The organism is Pseudomonas sp. Tri1 (genome assembly GCF_017968885.1).
GTDB lineage: Bacteria > Pseudomonadota > Gammaproteobacteria > Pseudomonadales > Pseudomonadaceae > Aquipseudomonas.
The window spans coordinates 187,761-208,067 of record NZ_CP072913.1 but is presented as its reverse complement, the minus strand read 5'-3'; the positions used below and the strand labels follow the sequence as shown (position 1 = coordinate 208,067).

Here is a 20,307-nt window from a genome sequence, read left to right as displayed (position 1 = left end):
CTCCGGGCTCTGTGCACGAGGCGCAGCCGATCAGAAAGGGGCGTCGCCCTGGATGGTGGTGCGATACAGCTTGCGGCGCAGATGGCTCGGGCAACCGGCGGCCAAGTGGATCAACGAGCGGTTGTCCCAGAACACCAAGTCATGGGGCTGCCATTGATGGCGATAGATGTTCTGGGGCAGCACGCTGTGGGCATACAACTGGGCCAGCAGTGCGTTGCTCTCATCCTCCGGCAGCCCGACGATGCGGGTGGTGAACCCCTCGCTGACGAACAACGCCTTGCGCCCGGTTTCCGGGTGGGTGCGCACGATCGGATGCACCACTTCGGCGACTTGGGCCAGTTGCTCCGGCGTCAGCGTCGGGCGCCAGTTGCCTTCGAATTTGGTCTCGCTGTAGCGCGCCGTGTAGGAATGCGCCGCCGAACGGCCTTCAACCGCTTTACGCAAGGCTTCGGGCAGACCGTCCCAGGCCTTGTGCATGTCGGCGAACAGTGTGTCGCCGCCTTCGCTCGGCAGCTCTTGGGCGTGAAGCATTGAGCCGAGGCTGGGCAGTTCTTTATAGGAAAGGTCGGAGTGCCAGAACTTGCCCGCATCCCCCAGGCCGATGGATTGGCCGTTTTCGATGATGTTGGAGACGATGAGGATCTCCGGATGCCCAGCCAGCAGGAACTGCTTGAGCACATGGATTTGCAGCACGCCGAAACGGCGGCTGAAGGCGATCTGTTGTTCAGGGGTGATGCGCTGCTCGCGGAACACCACGACGTGATAGTCGAGGTGCGCACGGTGGATGCGGGCGAAGTCCTGGTCATTGACCGGTCGGGACAAGTCCAAGCCAACAATCTCGGCGCCTACGGCATCGCGGAACGGGCGGATTTCGAACGACTGCGGCGCAATGTTCGCGGTAGGTGAATCTGGAGAATAAGAGACGGCTGGCATACATCACTCCCACGCACAGCGCGCTCTACAGGCGCGCGTCGATCAAAAACTCACGGAGGTCCCGTGTCGGTTTGTGTCGTGCGGCGCGCCGATTGGTCGGCAGGTACGCAGGGGGATGACTTTAAAGGTATAAGAATTGGAATTTAAATACCGTTAGTGAATAACGATATGGCGTTTAGCGAAGTCGTTAAAAACCGTGGGAGCGAGCTTGCTCGCGATGGCGTCAGGTCAGGTACTTATCTGTCGCTGAGACACCGCCATCGCGAGCAAGCTCGCTCCCACAGGAATAAAGCACTTGATCATTCCCATGCGGAGCGTGGGAATGATCAACTAGCGCCGACGCTAGCGCTCGTGCAACGCCTCGGCCCGGGCCTTGATGATGGGCTTGAGCAGGTAGCTGAGCACGGTTTTCTTGCCGGTGATGATGTCCACCGACGCGACCATGCCGGGGATGATCAGCAGCGGCTTTTCATCGGTGCCCAGGTGGCTGCGTTCGGTGCGCAGCTTGATGATGTAGTAGGTGGTTTTCTTGTCTTCATCGGTGATGGTATCGGCACCGATCTGTTCCAGCTTGGCTTTCAGCCCGCCGTAGATGGTGTAGTCGTACGCCGTGAATTTCACCGTGGCGCTCTGGCCGGGGTGCAGGAAGGCAATGTCCTGGGGACGGATTTTCGCTTCCACCAGAATGGTGTCGTCCAGCGGCACGATTTCCACCAGGTCGCTACCGGGCTGGATCACCCCGCCGATGGTGTTCACCAGTAACTTGTTGACGATGCCGCGTACCGGCGATGTCACCAGGGTCCGGCTCACCCGATCCTCCAGGGCTTTGCCAGTGGCCTGGGCCTTGTTCAGGTCGGTGCGGGCCTCGTTGAGCTGGGTCAGGGCTTCGCTGCGGAATTTACCGCGGGTCTCGTCGATCTTGCGCTGCACTTCCTTGATCGCCGATTCGGCGCGGGGGATTGCCAGCGTCGTGGCGTCCAGTTGCCCGCGGGTTTCGACTTCGGCGCGCTTGAGCCGCAGCACTTCCACTGGCGATACCGCACCCTGGGCCACCAGCGGCTCGGACATGTTGATTTCCTGGCGTTGCAGCGCCAGGCCGGAACGGTACTGCGCCTGCTTGGACACGAACTCGCGCAGCTCTTGCTGACGTTGGATCAACTGTTCCTGCAAGCCGCCGATTTCATCGTGCAGCTGCTGACGGCGGCTGATGTACAGCGACTCTTCGCTGGCCGCCTGGCCCGGCACCGCCTTGAGCACATCGGCCGGGAAATTCAGCGGTCGATCATCGACCTCGGCGCTCAGGCGTTCGACCCGCAACAGCATGGACAGGCGGTCAGCCTCGGTTTCGCCGACGTTGGAGACAAACCGTGTGTCATCCAAACGAATCAACGGCGCGCCGGCCTCGACAATCTGCCCTTCCTTGACGAACAGCTCGGCGACGATCCCGCCTTCCAGGTTCTGGATTTTCTGGATCTTGGACGATGGAATCGCCTTGCCGTCGCCCTTGGTCACTTCGTCGATCACAGCGAAGTTAGCCCACAACCCGAGGAATACAAAGAAGCCGATGATTCCCCAGATGGTCAGGCGCACCACCCGTGGGGCGTCTTCGATCAGGGCCTTGTTGACTTCGGGCAGCGGTTGCCCGTGCAGCGAGTCGGAGCCTTTGAAATAGCGGCCCACGGCACCCTTCAAACCGGATTTAAGCAACACTGATCTGCCCCTTCTTCAACGCTTCCATGACAGCGGCTTTCGGGCCGTCGGCGAGAATCTGTCCACGGTCGATCACCAGCAGGCGATCCACCAGCGACAGCAAGGACGCTCGGTGCGTCACCAGCAGTACCGTCTTGTTCTCCACCACGGCGGCCAGGCGCTGTTTCAAGCGTTCTTCACCGGTGTTGTCCATGGCGCTGGTGGGCTCGTCCAGCAACAGGATGGGTGGGTTGAGCAGCAATGCGCGGGCCAGGGCGACGTTCTGGCGCTGGCCGCCGGACAGGTTCTGTCCGCGCTCGCCGACCTGCAGCTCATAGCCTTGCGGATGCAGGCGCGCGAACTCATGCACGCCCGCCAGTTCCGCGGCCTGGAGCACCAGCTCGTCTTCGACGTAACGGGCGCCGGAGGTCAGGTTGTCCCGCAGGGTACCGGCCAGCAGTTGGATGTCCTGGGGTACGTAGCCAATGTTGTAGCGCAGCTCGCTGACGTCGATCTGGCGGATGTCCACGCCGTCCACCAGCAACGCGCCGTCGTCCGGCTGGTACAAGCCCACCAGCAACTTGGCCAGGGAGCTCTTGCCCGAACCGCTGCGGCCGATGATGCCGATTTTCTCGCCCGGCTTGATCACCAGGTTGATGTTCTTCAGCGCCGCGTTCTGCTGGTTCGGGTAGGTGAAATTCAACTGACGGCATTCGACGGCGCCTTGCAAGACCTTACGGCTCAGCGGACGCTCGTCGAAATTGCGCTCCTGGGGCAGCTCCATCATCTGGTCGACCGAGGTCATGGTCACCCGCGCCTGCTGGTAGCGGGTCAGCAGGCCCGACAGCGAAGCCAATGGGCTGAGGGCGCGGCCGCTGAGCATGTAGCAGGCAACCAGCCCCCCCATGCTCAGGTTGCCAGCGATGATCAGGTACACGCCAAAGACGATCATGACCACGCCGGCCAGTTGCTGGATCAGCAAGGTGATGTTCATCGCCAGGCCGGACAGCATCTTCACCCGCAGTTCGAGGCGGCTGAGAGTGCCGATGGTCTGTTCCCACTGGTACTGGCGCTCGCTCTCGGCGTTGTTGACCTTCACTGCGTCCAGGCCAGCCAAGGTTTCGATCAGGCTGGATTGACGCTCGGCGCCCAAGGCCATGGTGCGCTCCATGGTTGCCACCAGGGGCTTCTGCAAGGCATAGCCAATCAATAGGGCAATCGGGAACGCCAGCACCGGAATCCACACCAGATGCCCGCCGATAATCGCGATGACCATGAAGATCAGCAAGGTGAACGGCAGATCGATCAGGCTGGTGAGGGTCAGCGAGGCCAGGAAGTCCCGCAGGCTCTGGAACTCATGGATGTTCTGGGCAAAGCTGCCGACCCGCGCCGGACGGTATTTCATGGACATGCCGACGATGCGCTCGAACAGCGTCGCCGAAATGATCAGGTCGGTTTTCTTGCCGGCCAGGTCCAGGCACAGGCTGCGCAGCATCTTGAGGATCAGGTCGAACACATAGGCGCCGGTGATACCGACGGCCAGCACCCACAGGGTCGATTCGGCCTGGTTCGGCACCACGCGGTCGTAGACGTTCATCACGAACAGCGGCGCGGCCATGGCGATGATGTTGATCAGCAGGCTGGCGGCGATGGCGTCGGCGTACAGCCAGCGGGATCGCTTGAGGGTGTCGCGAAACCACGAGCGCGCCCGAGGAATCAGCGTGCCGTGGTTCACGTCAAATTTATGCTGCGGCTGGGCAAAGAAGACCTTGCCAATGTAGTCATCGGCCAGCAGCTCGCGACTGACGGTAACCTCACCACCATCGCTTTCACTGAGCAGCAGCCGCGCCTGATCGTCGCCGCTCCAGCCCAGCAGCACGGCGCTGCGACCGTCCTTGAGCAGCAACAGCGCCGGCATGGCGATGGTCGGAATTTGCTCGAGCTTGCGTTGCAGCACCCGGCCTTGCAAACCGGCACGGGCCGCCGCACGCGACAATAATTCGACGCTCAGCCGTTGCTTGGGTAGCGGCAGGCCGGTGGTGAGCATCGCCGCGCTGGCCGGCTTCTGATGCAGCATGCAGAGCGCCAGCAGACCGTCCAGCAACGGGTCGTCGTGCAGCGTGCGCGGGTCATGAACGAGTTCGACTGGACTGACTTCTGATTCCACGCTCTGCACTCTGACTGATTAAAACGGGGTTGTAGACTCAATTCATCCCAGGCAACTGAACCTTGGGTTTCACGTCGTTCTGCACAACCGATGCCAACGGTGCGACCACACCCTGGCTTTTCAACAACTGACCCATGGTTGCCTTGATCCGGTACTGAGTGAACAGCTGCACATTCTTGATTTCCGCCAGGCGCCGGGATGCGCTGAACAGCTCGTTTTCGCTGTCGAGCAAGTCGAGCAAGGTACGCTCGCCGAGGCTGAATTGCCTCTGGTAGGCGGTGCGCACGCTGGTGCTGTGATCGACATATTGCTGGGCGATCGGCACCTGGGCGTTGGCGTTGTTCAAGGCGTTCCAGGCCAGGCCCAGCTCTTCATTGAGCTGACGCAGCGCATTGTTGCGAATATCCAGGGCCTGGTTGGACAGGTACGACTTGGACTCCAGGTCCGCCTTGTTGCTGCCGCCGGCATACAGGTTGAAACGCATGCGCAGCATGGCCTGCCATTCATTATTGTGGCCGTTCTGGCCATCCAGGTCGTTGTCGGCGGTACGGCCCAGCTCGGCGTCGAAACGTGGGTAGAAGCTCGACTTGGCGGCTTCGTACTGTTGCTCGGCAGCGGCGATGTCAGCTTCGGCCGAACGCAGCACCGGGCTGTTTTCCAGCATCTGGGCACGGGCTTCGGTCAGGTTGGCCGGCAACAGCGCCATAAAGTCGGCGGGGCGCTCCAACTGGTCCGGCAGTTGGCCGACGGCGCTGAGGTAGTTGGTCTGGGCGTCGGCCAGGTTGGTTTGTTCGGTGATCAGGTTGTTGCGGGCCTGGGCCATGCGCGCCTCGGCCTGGTCCAGGTCGGCACCGCTGCCCACGCCACGGGAAGTGCGCAGCTTGATCTGGTCGAAGATGCGCTCATGGCTCTTGAGGTTTTCCTCGGCCAGGCGCACGAACTCGCGACGGGTCAGCACGTCCAGGTAGACCTGGGCCACCGTCAACCCGGTGCGCTCGGAAGCGTCCAGCAACGAATAGGCACGGGCGTTGACGGTGGCTTGTTGACGCCCGACTTCGCTTGACGTCGCAAAACCGTCAAAAACCATCTGCGACAGGCGCAGGCTCGACTCGCTGCGGTTCAGGGTTTCCCAATGATTGTTACCGCCCGAGCGGGTGGTGACGCTGTCAGTGCCTTCACGACCATACCCGGCGGCAAGGTCCACCCTAGGCAGATAGCCGCCCTTGGCCGCCTTGAGCTGGTAGTCCGCCGCGAGGCGACTGTTCACGCCGGCCTGAATTTCAGGATGGACATCCAGCGCCTGTTGCATGGCCTGCGGCAAGGTTTGTGCTTGTACGAAACTGGCGGCGAGGGCAAAGGGTAAAGCCATGAACAAGGGCGAACGCATGGTGGATTTCTTCCTGAAACACTTGTCTTGGATCACAGCGAAACGTGGCGCTGCATCGGATGATGGCAACCGGAATGACCGTATGTCGGAAAGTTCAAAACAGGAGCTGGAACACGCACCGAAAGAACAGGTCGCCGCTTAAATATCAATGTGACATTACGAAAGCAATTGTTTAGGATGGCCAGCAGAAGGTCAATAGTTTGGCACAAACAAAATATGTGGAAATCTACAGCCAAATTATTGACACACAAAAGCGTCAAAACAACCTTATTTAGTGAGCAAGAACGTCCAGACCGCTGCCGCCTGCAGGCTGCCGGGTCCATGGAAGTCTACTGAGCGTGGCACCCGGAGAATCTTCAATGAGCAGTGTTGTTGCCGTTGTCAAAAGCATTGTTGGTCAGGTTTTCGCCGTATCCCCCGAGGGCATTCGGCGCGTACTCATTGAAGGGGATCGCCTGTACACGGGCGAGCAGCTGGACACCGGCCCTGCCGGTGCCGTCACACTGGAGCTGGCCGACGGTCGCTCCCTGGACCTGGGCCGCGACACTCAGTGGAGCGCCAATGCTCCGGACTCTTCCACTGACCTGGCACAAGCCACTGCCCAGGCCGCACCGTCGGTAGAAGAGCTGCAGCAAGCCATCGCCGCTGGCGTCGACCCGACGACCGACCTGGAAGCCACCGCCGCCGGCGCTACCGCTGCGGGGACTGGTGGTGCCGCCGGTGGCGGCCACAGCTTTGTGGTGCTGGATGCCACTGCGGGCAGCGTCGACCCAACCGTCGGTTTCCCAACGGAAGGTCTCGCTGCGGCTGCCGCCACCGATAACAACATCCTCGGTGGCGATACCACGGATACGACCGCCAACGCCGTGCTCAATGCAACGATGACCCTGAGCGCCACGCCAACCCTGACCGAGGCCGGCGGTGTGCTGGTCTACACTGCGACCGTGACCCAGGCCCCGCAGACCAACCTGACCGTGACCTTGTCCAACGGCGCGGTCATCGTGATCCCGGCGGGTCAACTCACCGGTAGCGTCAACGTCCCACTCGCGCCGAACGACACGGTCTACAACGACCCAAGCCAGATCAGTGTGACCGTCACTGGCACCACCGGCGGTACCGGCATTGCCGTGACCTTGCCCACCACGCCGGCCGTGACCCAGATCACCGACACCATCGACACCACCACCGTCACCCTGACGGCGGGCAACACCGTGACCGAAGGCGGCCAGATCACCTACACCGCCACGCTGACTAACCCGGCCCAGACGCCGGTGACCGTGACCTTGAGCAACGGCTCGGTCATTACCATCGCCGCCGGCCAGACTACCGGCACCGTCAATGTCGAAACGCCGGCCAATGACGTCTACAACAACGGCAGCACCGTCAGCACCACCATTACCGGTGCGACTGGCGGCAACTTTGAGAATTTGGTGCCGAGCACCGCACCTGCGGTCACCACGATCACCGACTCCACTGACAATACCGGCCTGACACTGACCGCCAGCGATACCATCACCGAAGGCGGGCAGATCACTTACACCGCGACGCTGACCAACCCGGCCCAAACGCCGGTGACCGTGACTTTGAGCAATGGCTCGGTCATCACCATCGCTGCGGGCCAAACCACCGGCACTGTTGCTGTCGATACTCCGGCCAATGATGTCTACAACAATGGCGGCACTGTCAGCACCACCATTACCGGTGCAACTGGTGGCAACTTTGAGAATTTGGTACCGAGCACTGCGCCTGCGGTCACCACGATCACCGACTCCACTGACAGTACCGGTCTGACGCTGACGGCTAGCGACACCATTACTGAAGGCGGCCAGATCACCTACACCGCGACCCTGACTAACCCAGCTCAAACGCCAGTAACCGTAACGCTCAGCAATGGCTCGGTCATCACCATCGCTGCAGGCCAAACCACCGGTACCGTCAACGTCGAGACGCCTGCCAATGACGTCTACAACAACAGCAGCACCGTCAGCACCACCATCACCGGTGCGACTGGCGGCAACTTTGAGAATTTGGTACCGAGCACTGCGCCTGCCGTCACTACGATTACTGATTCAGTCGATGCAACCGGTCTAACCTTGACCGCTAGCAACACCATTACCGAAGGCGGCCAGATCACCTACACCGCGACGTTGACCAACCCGGCTCAAACGCCGGTGACCGTGACCTTGAGCAACGGCTCGGTCATCACCATTGCTGCAGGCCAAACCACCGGCACGGTCAATGTCGAGACGCCGGCCAATGACGTCTACAACAACGGCAGCACCGTCAGCACCACCATTACCGGCGCGACTGGCGGCAACTTTGAGAATTTGGTGCCGAGCACCGCGCCTGCGGTGACTACGATTACCGATTCGATAGACACCACTACCGTGACGCTGACCGCGACACCGACCGTGAATGAAAACGGCACGATCACCTACACCGCCACGCTGACCGATGCCAATGGCAACCCGGTCACTGCGCAGAACGGTCCGGTCACCGTGACCTTGGACAGCGGCAAAACCATCACCATCGCCGCCGGCGCAAGCTCGGGCGTATTGGACGTCGCTGTTGGTAATGACGTTTACCAAGGCCCAACGACCATCAGCGAAAGCATCAGTACTGCCTCTGGCGGCAACCTGGAAGCCATCGCCCCGAACACCGCTCCTGCCACAACCATCGTTAGCGATGTCAACGACACCACTACCGTGACGTTGACCGCCACGCCAACCGTGAACGAAAACGGGACGATCACTTACACCGCCACATTGACCAATGCCAATGGCAACCCGGTCACTGCGCAGAACGGTCCCGTCACCGTTACGCTCGATAGCGGCAAGACCATCACCATCGCCGCGGGTGCAAGCTCGGGCGTGTTGGATGTGGCTGTTGGCAACGACGTGTACCAAGGGCCGACGACGGTGACTGAGTCGATTGCCTCGGCATCGGGCGGTAACCTGGAAGCTATCGCCCCGAACACCGCTCCGGTCAACACCGTGGTCAGCGATGTCAACGACACCACTACCGTGACGTTGACCGCAACACCAACCGTGAACGAAAACGGCACCATCACCTACACCGCCACGCTGACCGATGCCAATGGCAACCCAGTCACCGCGCAAAATGGTCCGGTGACCGTGACCCTGGACAGCGGCAAAACGATCACCATCGCCGCCGGCGCAAGCTCGGGTGTGCTGGATGTGGCTGTTGGCAACGACGTGTACCAAGGTCCGACGACGGTGACTGAGTCGATTGCCTCGGCATCGGGCGGTAACTTGGAAGCCATTGCTCCAAACACCGCGCCAGTTAGCACCGTGGTCAGCGACGTCAACGACACCACCACGGTGACGCTGACCGCCACGCCGACCGTGAACGAAAACGGTACGATCACTTACACCGCCACGCTGACCGACGCCAATGGCAACCCGGTCACTGCGCAGAACGGTCCGGTGACCGTGACCCTGGACAGCGGCAAGACCATCACCATCGCCGCGGGCGCAAGCTCGGGTGTGTTGGATGTGGCTGTTGGCAACGACGTGTACCAAGGGCCGACCACCGTGACGGAGTCGATTGCCTCGGCCTCCGGTGGCAACCTGGAAGCCATCGCACCGAACACCGCTCCTGCCACAACCATCGTTAGCGACGTCAACGACACCACTACCGTGACGTTGAGCGCCACGCCAACCGTGAACGAAAACGGTACGATCACTTACACCGCCACGCTGACCGACGCCAATGGCAACCCGGTCACTGCGCAGAACGGTCCGGTGACCGTGACCCTGGACAGCGGCAAGACCATCACCATCGCCGCGGGCGCAAGCTCGGGTGTGTTGGATGTGGCTGTTGGCAACGACGTGTACCAAGGGCCGACCACCGTGACGGAGTCGATTGCCTCGGCCTCCGGCGGTAATCTCGAAGCCATCGCGCCAAACACCGTGCCAGTCAGCACTGTGGTCAGCGATGTCAACGACACCACCACGGTGACGCTGACCGCCACGCCGACCGTGAACGAAAACGGTACGATCACTTACACCGCCACGCTGACCGACGCCAATGGCAACCCGGTCACTGCGCAGAACGGTCCGGTGACCGTGACCCTGGACAGCGGCAAGACCATCACCATCGCCGCGGGCGCAAGCTCGGGTGTGTTGGATGTGGCGGTTGGTAATGACGTCTACCAAGGTCCGACCACCGTGACAGAGTCGATTGCCTCGGCCTCCGGTGGCAACCTGGAAGCCATCGCACCGAACACCGCTCCTGCCACAACCATCGTTAGCGACGTCAACGACACCACCACGGTGACGCTGAGCGCTACGCCGACCGTGAACGAAAACGGCACGATCACCTACACCGCGACGCTGACCGATGCCAATGGCAACCCGGTCACTGCGCAGAACGGTCCCGTCACCGTTACGCTCGATAGCGGCAAGACCATCACCATCGCCGCGGGTGCAAGCTCGGGCGTGTTGGATGTGGCTGTTGGCAACGACGTGTACCAAGGGCCGACGACGGTGACTGAGTCGATTGCCTCGGCATCGGGCGGTAACCTGGAAGCTATCGCCCCGAACACCGCTCCGGTCAACACCGTGGTCAGCGATGTCAACGACACCACTACCGTGACGTTGACCGCAACACCAACCGTGAACGAAAACGGCACCATCACCTACACCGCCACGCTGACCGATGCCAATGGCAACCCAGTCACCGCGCAAAATGGTCCGGTGACCGTGACCCTGGACAGCGGCAAAACGATCACCATCGCCGCCGGCGCAAGCTCGGGTGTGCTGGATGTGGCTGTTGGCAACGACGTGTACCAAGGTCCGACGACGGTGACTGAGTCGATTGCCTCGGCATCGGGCGGTAACTTGGAAGCCATTGCTCCAAACACCGCGCCAGTTAGCACCGTGGTCAGCGACGTCAACGACACCACCACGGTGACGCTGACCGCCACGCCGACCGTGAACGAAAACGGTACGATCACTTACACCGCCACGCTGACCGACGCCAATGGCAACCCGGTCACTGCGCAGAACGGTCCGGTGACCGTGACCCTGGACAGCGGCAAGACCATCACCATCGCCGCGGGCGCAAGCTCGGGTGTGTTGGATGTGGCTGTTGGCAACGACGTGTACCAAGGGCCGACCACCGTGACGGAGTCGATTGCCTCGGCCTCCGGTGGCAACCTGGAAGCCATCGCACCGAACACCGCTCCTGCCACAACCATCGTTAGCGACGTCAACGACACCACTACCGTGACGTTGAGCGCCACGCCAACCGTGAACGAAAACGGTACGATCACTTACACCGCCACGCTGACCGACGCCAATGGCAACCCGGTCACTGCGCAGAACGGTCCGGTGACCGTGACCCTGGACAGCGGCAAGACCATCACCATCGCCGCGGGCGCAAGCTCGGGTGTGTTGGATGTGGCTGTTGGCAACGACGTGTACCAAGGGCCGACCACCGTGACGGAGTCGATTGCCTCGGCCTCCGGCGGTAATCTCGAAGCCATCGCGCCAAACACCGTGCCAGTCAGCACTGTGGTCAGCGATGTCAACGACACCACCACGGTGACGCTGACCGCCACGCCGACCGTGAACGAAAACGGTACGATCACTTACACCGCCACGCTGACCGACGCCAATGGCAACCCGGTCACTGCGCAGAACGGTCCGGTGACCGTGACCCTGGACAGCGGCAAGACCATCACCATCGCCGCGGGCGCAAGCTCGGGTGTGTTGGATGTGGCGGTTGGTAATGACGTCTACCAAGGTCCGACCACCGTGACAGAGTCGATTGCCTCGGCCTCCGGTGGCAACCTGGAAGCCATCGCACCGAACACCGCTCCTGCCACAACCATCGTTAGCGACGTCAACGACACCACCACGGTGACGCTGAGCGCTACGCCGACCGTGAACGAAAACGGCACGATCACCTACACCGCGACGCTGACCGATGCCAATGGCAACCCGGTCACTGCGCAGAACGGTCCGGTGACCGTGACCCTGGACAGCGGCAAGACCATCACCATCGCCGCGGGCGCAAGCTCGGGTGTGTTGGATGTGGCGGTTGGTAATGACGTCTACCAAGGTCCGACCACCGTGACAGAGTCGATTGCCTCGGCCTCCGGTGGCAACCTGGAAGCCATCGCACCGAACACCGCTCCTGCCACAACCATCGTTAGCGACGTCAACGACACCACCACGGTGACGCTGAGCGCTACGCCGACCGTGAACGAAAACGGCACGATCACCTACACCGCGACGCTGACCGATGCCAATGGCAACCCGGTCACGGCGCAAAATGGTCCGGTGACCGTGACCCTGGACAGCGGCAAGACCATCACCATCGCCGCGGGCGCAAGCTCGGGCGTGTTGGATGTCGCGGTTGGTAATGACGTGTACCAAGGTCCGACCACTGTCACCGAGTCGATCAAAGATGCATCCGGCGGCAATCTGGAAGCCATCGCTCCGAACACCGCTCCTGCCACAACCATCGTTAGCGATGTCAACGACACCACTACCGTGACGTTGACCGCCACGCCGACCGTGAACGAAAACGGCACCATCACCTACACCGCGACGCTGACCGATGCCAATGGCAACCCGGTCACCGCGCAAAACGGTCCGGTGACCGTCACGCTCGATAGCGGCAAGACCATCACCATCGCGGCGGGCGCAAGCTCGGGCGTATTGGACGTGGCCGTCGGCAACGACGTCTACCAAGGCCCAACCACCGTGACCGAGTCGATTGCCTCGGCCTCCGGTGGCAACCTGGAAGCCATCGCACCGAACACCGCTCCTGCCACAACCATCGTTAGCGACGTCAACGACACCACCACCGTGACCTTGACCGCCACGCCAACCGTGAACGAAAACGGGACGATCACCTACACCGCCACATTGACCGATGCCAATGGCAACCCGGTCACGGCGCAAAATGGTCCGGTGACCGTGACCCTGGACAGCGGCAAGACCATCACCATCGCCGCGGGCGCAAGCTCGGGCGTGTTGGATGTCGCGGTTGGTAATGACGTGTACCAAGGTCCGACCACTGTCACCGAGTCGATCAAAGATGCATCCGGCGGCAATCTGGAAGCCAGCGCTCCGAACACCGCTCCTGCCACAACCATCGTTAGCGATGTCAACGACACCACTACCGTGACGTTGACCGCCACGCCGACCGTGAACGAAAACGGCACCATCACCTACACCGCCACGCTGACCGATGCCAACGGCAAACCGGTCACCGCGCAGAACGGTCCTGTGACCGTCACGCTCGACAGCGGCAAGACCATCACCATCGCCGCCGGTTCAAGCTCAGGCGTATTGGACGTCGCTGTTGGTAATGACGTTTATCAAGGCCCAACGACGGTGACTGAGTCGATCAAGGAAGCGACTGGCGGCAACCTCGAAGCCATTGCTCCGAACACGACTCCAGCCAGCACCGTCGTTAGCGATGTCAACGACACCACTACCGTGACGTTGACCGCCACGCCGACCGTGAACGAAAACGGCACGATCACTTACACCGCGACCTTGACCGACGCCAATGGCAACCCGGTCACTGCGCAGAATGGTCCAGTCACCGTGACCTTGGACAGCGGCAAAACCATCACCATCGCTGCCGGTGCAAGCTCGGGCGTATTGGACGTCGCTGTTGGTAATGACGTTTACCAAGGCCCAACGACGGTGACTGAGTCGATCAAAGAAGCGACTGGCGGCAACCTCGAAGCCATTGCTCCGAATACCGCGCCAGTCAGCACTGTGGTCAGCGACGTCAACGACACCACCACGGTGACCTTGACCGCGACACCGACCGTGAACGAAAACGGCACGATCACCTACACCGCCACGCTGACCGATGCCAACGGCAACCCGGTCACCGCGCAGAACGGCCCAGTCACTGTCACGCTCGATAGCGGCAAAACGATCACCATTGCAGCCGGTTCAAGCTCAGGCGTACTGGACGTAGCCGTTGGCAACGATGTGTACCAAGGGCCAACGACGGTGACTGAGTCGATCAAGGAAGCGACTGGCGGCAATCTTGAGGCCATCGCACCAAACACGACTCCAGCCAGCACCGTCGTTAGCGATGTCAACGACACCACTACCGTAACGTTGACCGCGACACCGACCGTGAACGAAAACGGGACGATCACCTACACCGCCACATTGACCGATGCCAATGGCAACCCGGTCACGGCGCAAAATGGTCCGGTGACCGTGACCCTGGACAGCGGCAAGACCATCACCATCGCCGCGGGCGCAAGCTCGGGCGTGTTGGATGTCGCGGTTGGTAATGACGTGTACCAAGGTCCGACCACTGTCACCGAGTCGATCAAAGATGCATCCGGCGGCAATCTGGAAGCCATCGCTCCGAACACCGCTCCTGCCACAACCATCGTTAGCGATGTCAACGACACCACCACGGTGACATTGACCGCCAATCCGACCGTGAATGAAAACGGCACCATCACTTACACCGCCACCCTGACCGGTGCCGACGGCAAACCGGTCATTGCGCAAAATGGTCCAGTCACCGTTACCCTGGACAGCGGCAAGACCATCACCATCGCCGCGGGCGCAAGTTCGGGCGTGCTCGATGTCGCTGTGGGTAACGATGTTTACCAAGGCCCAACGACGGTTACTGAGTCGATCAAAGATGCATCCGGCGGCAACTTGGAAGCCATTGCTCCAAATACTGCGCCAGTCAGCACCATCGTTAGCGATGTCAACGACACCACCACGGTAACGCTGACCGCCAATCCGACCGTAAACGAAAACGGCACCATCACTTACACCGCCACCCTGACCGGTGCCGACGGCAAACCCGTCATTGCGCAAAATGGTCCGGTGACCGTGACGTTGGAAAGCGGCAAAACCATCACCATCGCTGCGGGTGCAAGTTCGGGTGTGTTGGATGTAGCCGTCGGCAACGATGTGTACCAAGGTCCAACGACGGTTACTGAGTCGATCAAAGATGCATCGGGCGGTAACCTGGAAGCTATTGCTCCAAATACTGCGCCAGTCAGCACCGTCGTTAGCGATGTCAACGACACCACCACGGTGACATTGACCGCCAATCCGACCGTGAATGAAAACGGCACCATCACCTACACCGCGACCCTGACCGATGCTGACGGCAAACCGGTCATTGCGCAAAACGGTCCGGTGACCGTGACGTTGGAAAGCGGCAAGACCATCACCATCGCTGCGGGTGCAAGTTCGGGCGTGCTCGATGTCGCTGTGGGTAACGACGTTTACCAAGGCCCAACGACGGTTACTGAGTCGATCAAAGATGCATCCGGTGGCAATTTGGAAGCCATTGCTCCAAATACTGCGCCAGTCAGCACCGTCGTCAGCGATGTCAACGACACCACCACGGTGACATTGACCGCCAATCCGACCGTGAACGAAAACGGCACCATCACCTACACCGCCACCCTGACCGGTGCCGACGGCAAACCCGTCACCGCGCAAAACGGTCCGGTGACCGTGACGTTGGAAAGCGGCAAGACCATCACCATCGCTGCGGGTGCAAGTTCCGGCGTGCTGGACGTGGCCGTTGGCAACGACGTGTACCAAGGTCCGACTACCGTCACCGAAAGCATCAGTACCGCCACTGGCGGCAACCTGGAAGCTATCGCTCCTAACACCGCTCCGGTCAGCACCATCGTCAGCGATGTCAACGACACCACCACGGTGACATTGACCGCCAATCCGACCGTGAATGAAAACGGCACCATCACCTACACCGCCACCCTGACCGGTGCCGACGGCAAACCGGTCATTGCGCAAAACGGTCCGGTGACCGTGACGTTGGACAGCGGCAAAACCATCACCATCGCCGCGGGTGCAAGTTCCGGCGTCTTGGACGTAGCCGTTGGCAACGACGTGTACCAAGGTCCAACCACCGTCACCGAGTCGATCAAAGATGCATCCGGCGGCAACTTGGAAGCTATTGCTCCAAATACTGCGCCGGTCAGCACCATCGTCAGCGATGTCAACGACACCACCACGGTGACATTGACCGCCAATCCGACCGTGAATGAAAACGGCACCATCACTTACACTGCGACCCTGACCGGTGCCGACGGCAAACCTGTCATTGCGCAAAACGGTCCAGTGACCGTGACGTTGGAAAGCGGCAAGACCATCACCATCGCCGCCGGCGCAAGCTCGGGCGCTCTGGATGTAGCCGTCGGCAACGATGTCTACACCGGTGCACCGTCCATCACCGAGTCGATCAAATCGGCGTCCGGTGGCAACCTCGAAGCCATCGCTGTCGATAAGACCGGTGCGTCGACTGCCGTGGGTGACACTGTCGACAACACCACCGTCAGTATCACCGGCAGCACGTCGGTCACCGAAGGCCAGGCTGCCACGTACACCGTCAGCCTGACGAACCCGGCGCAAACCGAGGTGACACTCAAGATCGTCTACAGCGGCACCGCCGCCGACGGCACGGACTTCACTGGTGTCTACACCGTGAAAATCCCGGCCAACGCCACCAGCGCGACCTTCAACGTGGCAACGCTGGACGACAAGATCACCGAAGGCACGGAAAACTTCGTGGTCAAGATCGACTCGGCCACTGGTGGCAACTTCGAGCACCTGGCGGTCAGCGGCACCAACGGCAGCGTCAGCACCTCGATCATCGACAACGATGCGCCTCCGGCTCTCGACCTGGACGCCAACAACTCCAGCGGCAAGACCGGTGCCGATTACCAGGTAACGTTCACCGAAGGCACCACCGGGCCGGGCGTGTCCATCGCCGACACCGATCTGAGCATCACTGACCCGGACAGCACCATGCTGACCGGTGCCACCATCGTGCTGACCAACCGTCAGCCCGGCGATGCGCTGAACCTGGGTAACAGCGTCAACGGCATCAGCATCAACGCCAACAGCACCGATGGCAAAGTCACGCTGACGCTGTCGGGCAACGCGACGCTGGCCGACTATATGCAGCAGATCAAGAACATCAGCTTCATTAACAACAGTGAAGATCCAAGCACCGTGCCGCGCATCATCACCGTGACGGTGACCGATGGCAGCAGCTACTCCAATACCGCCACCACCACGGTGAACGTGGTCGGGGTCAACGATGCGCCGGTTGCCACCGGCGGCGCCGTGACCGGTACCGAAGACACTTCGCTGGTGCTCGGCTGGTCGACCTTCGGCGTCAGCGACGTGGACAGTTCCGCCGCCAACCTGGGTGTGAAAATCACCGAGCTGCCGGCCGATGGCAAGTTGCAGTACCTGGACGGTGCAACCTGGAAGGACGTGGCCAACAACCAGACCTTCACCAAGGCTGACATCGACGCCGGCAAGCTGCGCTTCACTCCGGACGCCAACGAGTCCGGCGCCAATGGTTATGTTGGCAGCAGCACGGGCAACAACCAGGCCGACTACGCACAGGTCAAATTCCAGCCAACCGACGGCCAGACGCTGGGCAATACCAGCACCGTGAAAATCGACATCACCCCAGTCGCCGACGCACCGACCCTCGACGTGGCCGGCAACGCCGTGACTTCCACCGGTTTGATCAAGGAAGTCTGGACCGGCCTGTCGGGCCTGGGCACCGATGGCAGCGGTGCGCCGTCCGGCACCCTTAAATCGGTGATCGATGCCGCCGGCACACCGAACAGCACCAGCACCGTGACCAACGTGCAGTCCGACAGCAACGTCAACCCGGGCACCGCCTCGAAAACCTCGGGCCTGATCTTCCTCGAGGCCGGCAAGACCTACACCTTCAGCGGTACCGGCGACGACAGCCTGCTGGTGACCATCGGCGGCAAAGACGTGGCGGCCATTACCTGGGGCGCGGGCGGCAAGTTGAACGGTTCGTTCACCCCGACCTCCAGCGGCTACTACACCCTGGACATCTACCACCACAACCAGACCGGCCCGGGCAGCTATGACGTGAACCTGTCGGTCAACGGCAGCACGCCGGTCGACCTGAGCAGCGCGGGCGTGCCGCTGTACACCGGCGTGACCGACCTGGCGAACGCTGGCGTGACCGTCTCCGATCTGCACGGCACCAACGGCGAAGGTTATTACGACGGCTTCAAACTCAACGAAGGCGCCGAAGGCACCAGCGTGCACCTGTCGAAAATCACCACCGCCCTGACTGACACCGACGGCTCCGAAAGCCTGAGCGTGAAGATTGGTGGCATGCCGGAAGGCAGTGTGTTGAGCGATGGCGCGGGCCACTTTGCGACCGTGGGCAGCAATGGTGAAGCGTCGGTCAGTGGCTGGAACCTGGGCAGCCTGACCCTGACCCCGCCGACCTATTACAACGGCCAGCTCAACCTGACCGTGACCTCCACCTCCACCGAAGCCCTCGGCGGTTCGGCGACCACCACGGCGCAGATCCCAGTCACCGTGTACCCAGCGACCTATAACGCGGTCACCGCCACGTCGGGCAGTGACAACGTCACCGGCACCGACGGCAACGATATCGTGGTCGCCGACATCGGCGGGCTGACCGTGGTACCGGGGGTCAACTACAACATCGCCTTCATGGTCGACAGCTCCGGCAGCATGAGCGACTCGTCCATCGCCGCGGCCAAGACCTCGCTGACCTCGGTGTTCAACACCCTCAAGCAGAGCATGGGCAGCAATGCCGGGACGGTGAACATCTTCCTGGCGGACTTCGACAGCCAGGTGAACAAGTCGATCTCGGTCAACCTCAACGATCCGAATGCCTTGACCCTGCTCAAAGGGGTGCTCGACTCGATGGTGTCCGGTGGCGGTACCAACTACGAAGACGTGTTCAAGACCACGGCGAACTTCTTCAACAGTACCGAAGCCCTGAGCAATACCGGGGCGAAGAACCTGACGTACTTCATTACCGACGGCAAGCCGACTTACTACCAGACCGGCGAACAGACCAACCCGACGCTTTACGGCACCGTCAAGCTCGACGACGTCTTGAGCGCGGCCAATTACAGCGTCGGCAAGTACTACACCCAGACGATCGACAGCACGCACAAGTACACCATCTACGAAAACGGCGAGATGTACCTGTCGACCAAAAGCGGCAAGAAATGGACCGATAGCTATGTGGGCACGGTACATGCCGAGGGCAATGGCACCTTTGAACTGTCGAACCAGGGCGGTACCGGTTATGGCGAGTATTGGAACTATGTCGATTCGGCAGCGGGCTCGACCGACAGCTTCACGCTGCTCAAGGGCCTGAGCACCGTCGAGGCCATCGGCCTGAACAACGACGTGACCTTGAACGACCTCAAACCCTACGATTCGGACTCGACACCGCAGACCAACATCGACCCGAACAACCTGGCCAACTCGATCATCGGCCACACCGAAGCGACCCTGCCGGGCTCCGACACGGTCAACGGCGGCGAGGGCAACGACATCCTGTTCGGCGACCTGGTGAGCTTCAACGGCATCGCCGGCGAGGGTTACCAGGCCATCCAGGCGTTCGTGGCCCAGCAAAGCGGCGTGGACGTCAGCAAGGTCACCACCAGCAACGTGCACCAGTACATCACCGAACACTACACCGCGTTCGATGTGTCCGGCGCCCACGATGGCAATGACACCCTGTTGGGCGGTGGCGGCAATGACATCCTCTTCGGCCAGGGCGGCAACGACACGCTCAATGGCGGCAAGGGCAATGACATCCTGCTCGGTGGCTCTGGCAACGACACGCTGACCGGTGGCCCGGGCAATGACACCCTGATCGGTGGCCTGGGAGGCGATACCTTTGTCTGGAAGTCCGGCGACACCGGCACTGACGTGATCAAGGACTTCAAGGCCAGCGACGGCGACCGGATCGACCTGCGAGATCTGCTGCAGGGCGAAACCGGCAGCACCATCGACCACTTCCTGAAAATCAGCACAGTCGATGGCGTGACTTCGCTGCAGGTCAGCACCACCGGCCAGTTCAACGCGGCCAACGGCGCAGCGGCCACACCGGACGTGACGATCAAACTCGAAGGCAACAACTGGTCGAACGTCAACCTGAACTCGTTGATCGCCGGCAGTGACCCGACCATCAAGGTCGATCACAACAACAGCTGACCGGGCCCTCACGGCCGCCCTTCACAGGGCGGTCGTGCACGGCTGCTCCCAGGATGACGATTTCGTCTTCACCCTCCATACTC

At 61.3% G+C, this 20,307-nt stretch carries 6 protein-coding genes; 2 read left to right on the top strand and 4 right to left on the bottom strand.

The features are described from left to right. Nucleotides 1-30: 30 nt before the first annotated feature. The 4 genes from J9870_RS00895 to J9870_RS00880 all read right to left on the bottom strand — a co-directional run bounded on the left by J9870_RS00895 (nucleotide 31) and on the right by J9870_RS00880 (nucleotide 6,176). Entirely contained in the window at nucleotides 31-933 is a 903-nt protein-coding gene (locus J9870_RS00895) for a TauD/TfdA family dioxygenase (RefSeq protein WP_210642289.1), read from the bottom strand. Between the two features lie 342 nt (nucleotides 934-1,275). After that, nucleotides 1,276-2,643, bottom strand: coding sequence for an HlyD family type I secretion periplasmic adaptor subunit (locus tag J9870_RS00890; protein WP_210642288.1), 1,368 nt, complete (start codon nucleotides 2,641-2,643; stop codon nucleotides 1,276-1,278). Further along, the gene (locus tag J9870_RS00885; protein WP_210642287.1) at nucleotides 2,633-4,789 is read right to left on the bottom strand and encodes a type I secretion system permease/ATPase; all 2,157 of its coding nucleotides are present in this window, start codon (nucleotides 4,787-4,789) and stop codon (nucleotides 2,633-2,635) included. The genes J9870_RS00890 and J9870_RS00885 overlap by 11 nt, the downstream gene beginning before the upstream one ends. A 37-nt stretch (nucleotides 4,790-4,826) precedes the next feature. Then, on the bottom strand, nucleotides 4,827-6,176 hold the full coding sequence (locus J9870_RS00880; RefSeq protein WP_210642286.1) for a TolC family outer membrane protein: 1,350 nt from the start codon (nucleotides 6,174-6,176) through the stop codon (nucleotides 4,827-4,829). Between J9870_RS00880 and J9870_RS00875 the strand changes: the two genes are divergently transcribed. Together J9870_RS00875 and J9870_RS00870 are read left to right on the top strand one after the other, a co-directional pair. After that, nucleotides 6,157-6,318: a hypothetical protein gene (locus J9870_RS00875; protein ID WP_210642285.1), complete on the top strand. Its 162-nt coding sequence runs from the start codon at nucleotides 6,157-6,159 to the stop codon at nucleotides 6,316-6,318. The genes J9870_RS00880 and J9870_RS00875 overlap by 20 nt on opposite strands. 217 nt (nucleotides 6,319-6,535) lie before the next feature. After that, nucleotides 6,536-20,224: a retention module-containing protein gene (locus tag J9870_RS00870; RefSeq protein ID WP_210642284.1), complete on the top strand. Its 13,689-nt coding sequence runs from the start codon at nucleotides 6,536-6,538 to the stop codon at nucleotides 20,222-20,224. Nucleotides 20,225-20,307: the final 83 nt, after the last annotated feature.

Bases quoted from the DNA above. Each gene is read 5' to 3' on its own strand.
- J9870_RS00895 (WP_210642289.1), bottom strand. From the start codon at position 933: ATGCCAGCCGTCTCTTATTCTCCAGATTCACCTACCGCGAACATTGCG.
- J9870_RS00875 (WP_210642285.1), top strand. From the start codon at position 6,157: ATGAACAAGGGCGAACGCATGGTGGATTTCTTCCTGAAACACTTGTCT.
- J9870_RS00880 (WP_210642286.1), bottom strand. From the start codon at position 6,176: ATGCGTTCGCCCTTGTTCATGGCTTTACCCTTTGCCCTCGCCGCCAGT.
- J9870_RS00870 (WP_210642284.1), top strand. From the start codon at position 6,536: ATGAGCAGTGTTGTTGCCGTTGTCAAAAGCATTGTTGGTCAGGTTTTC.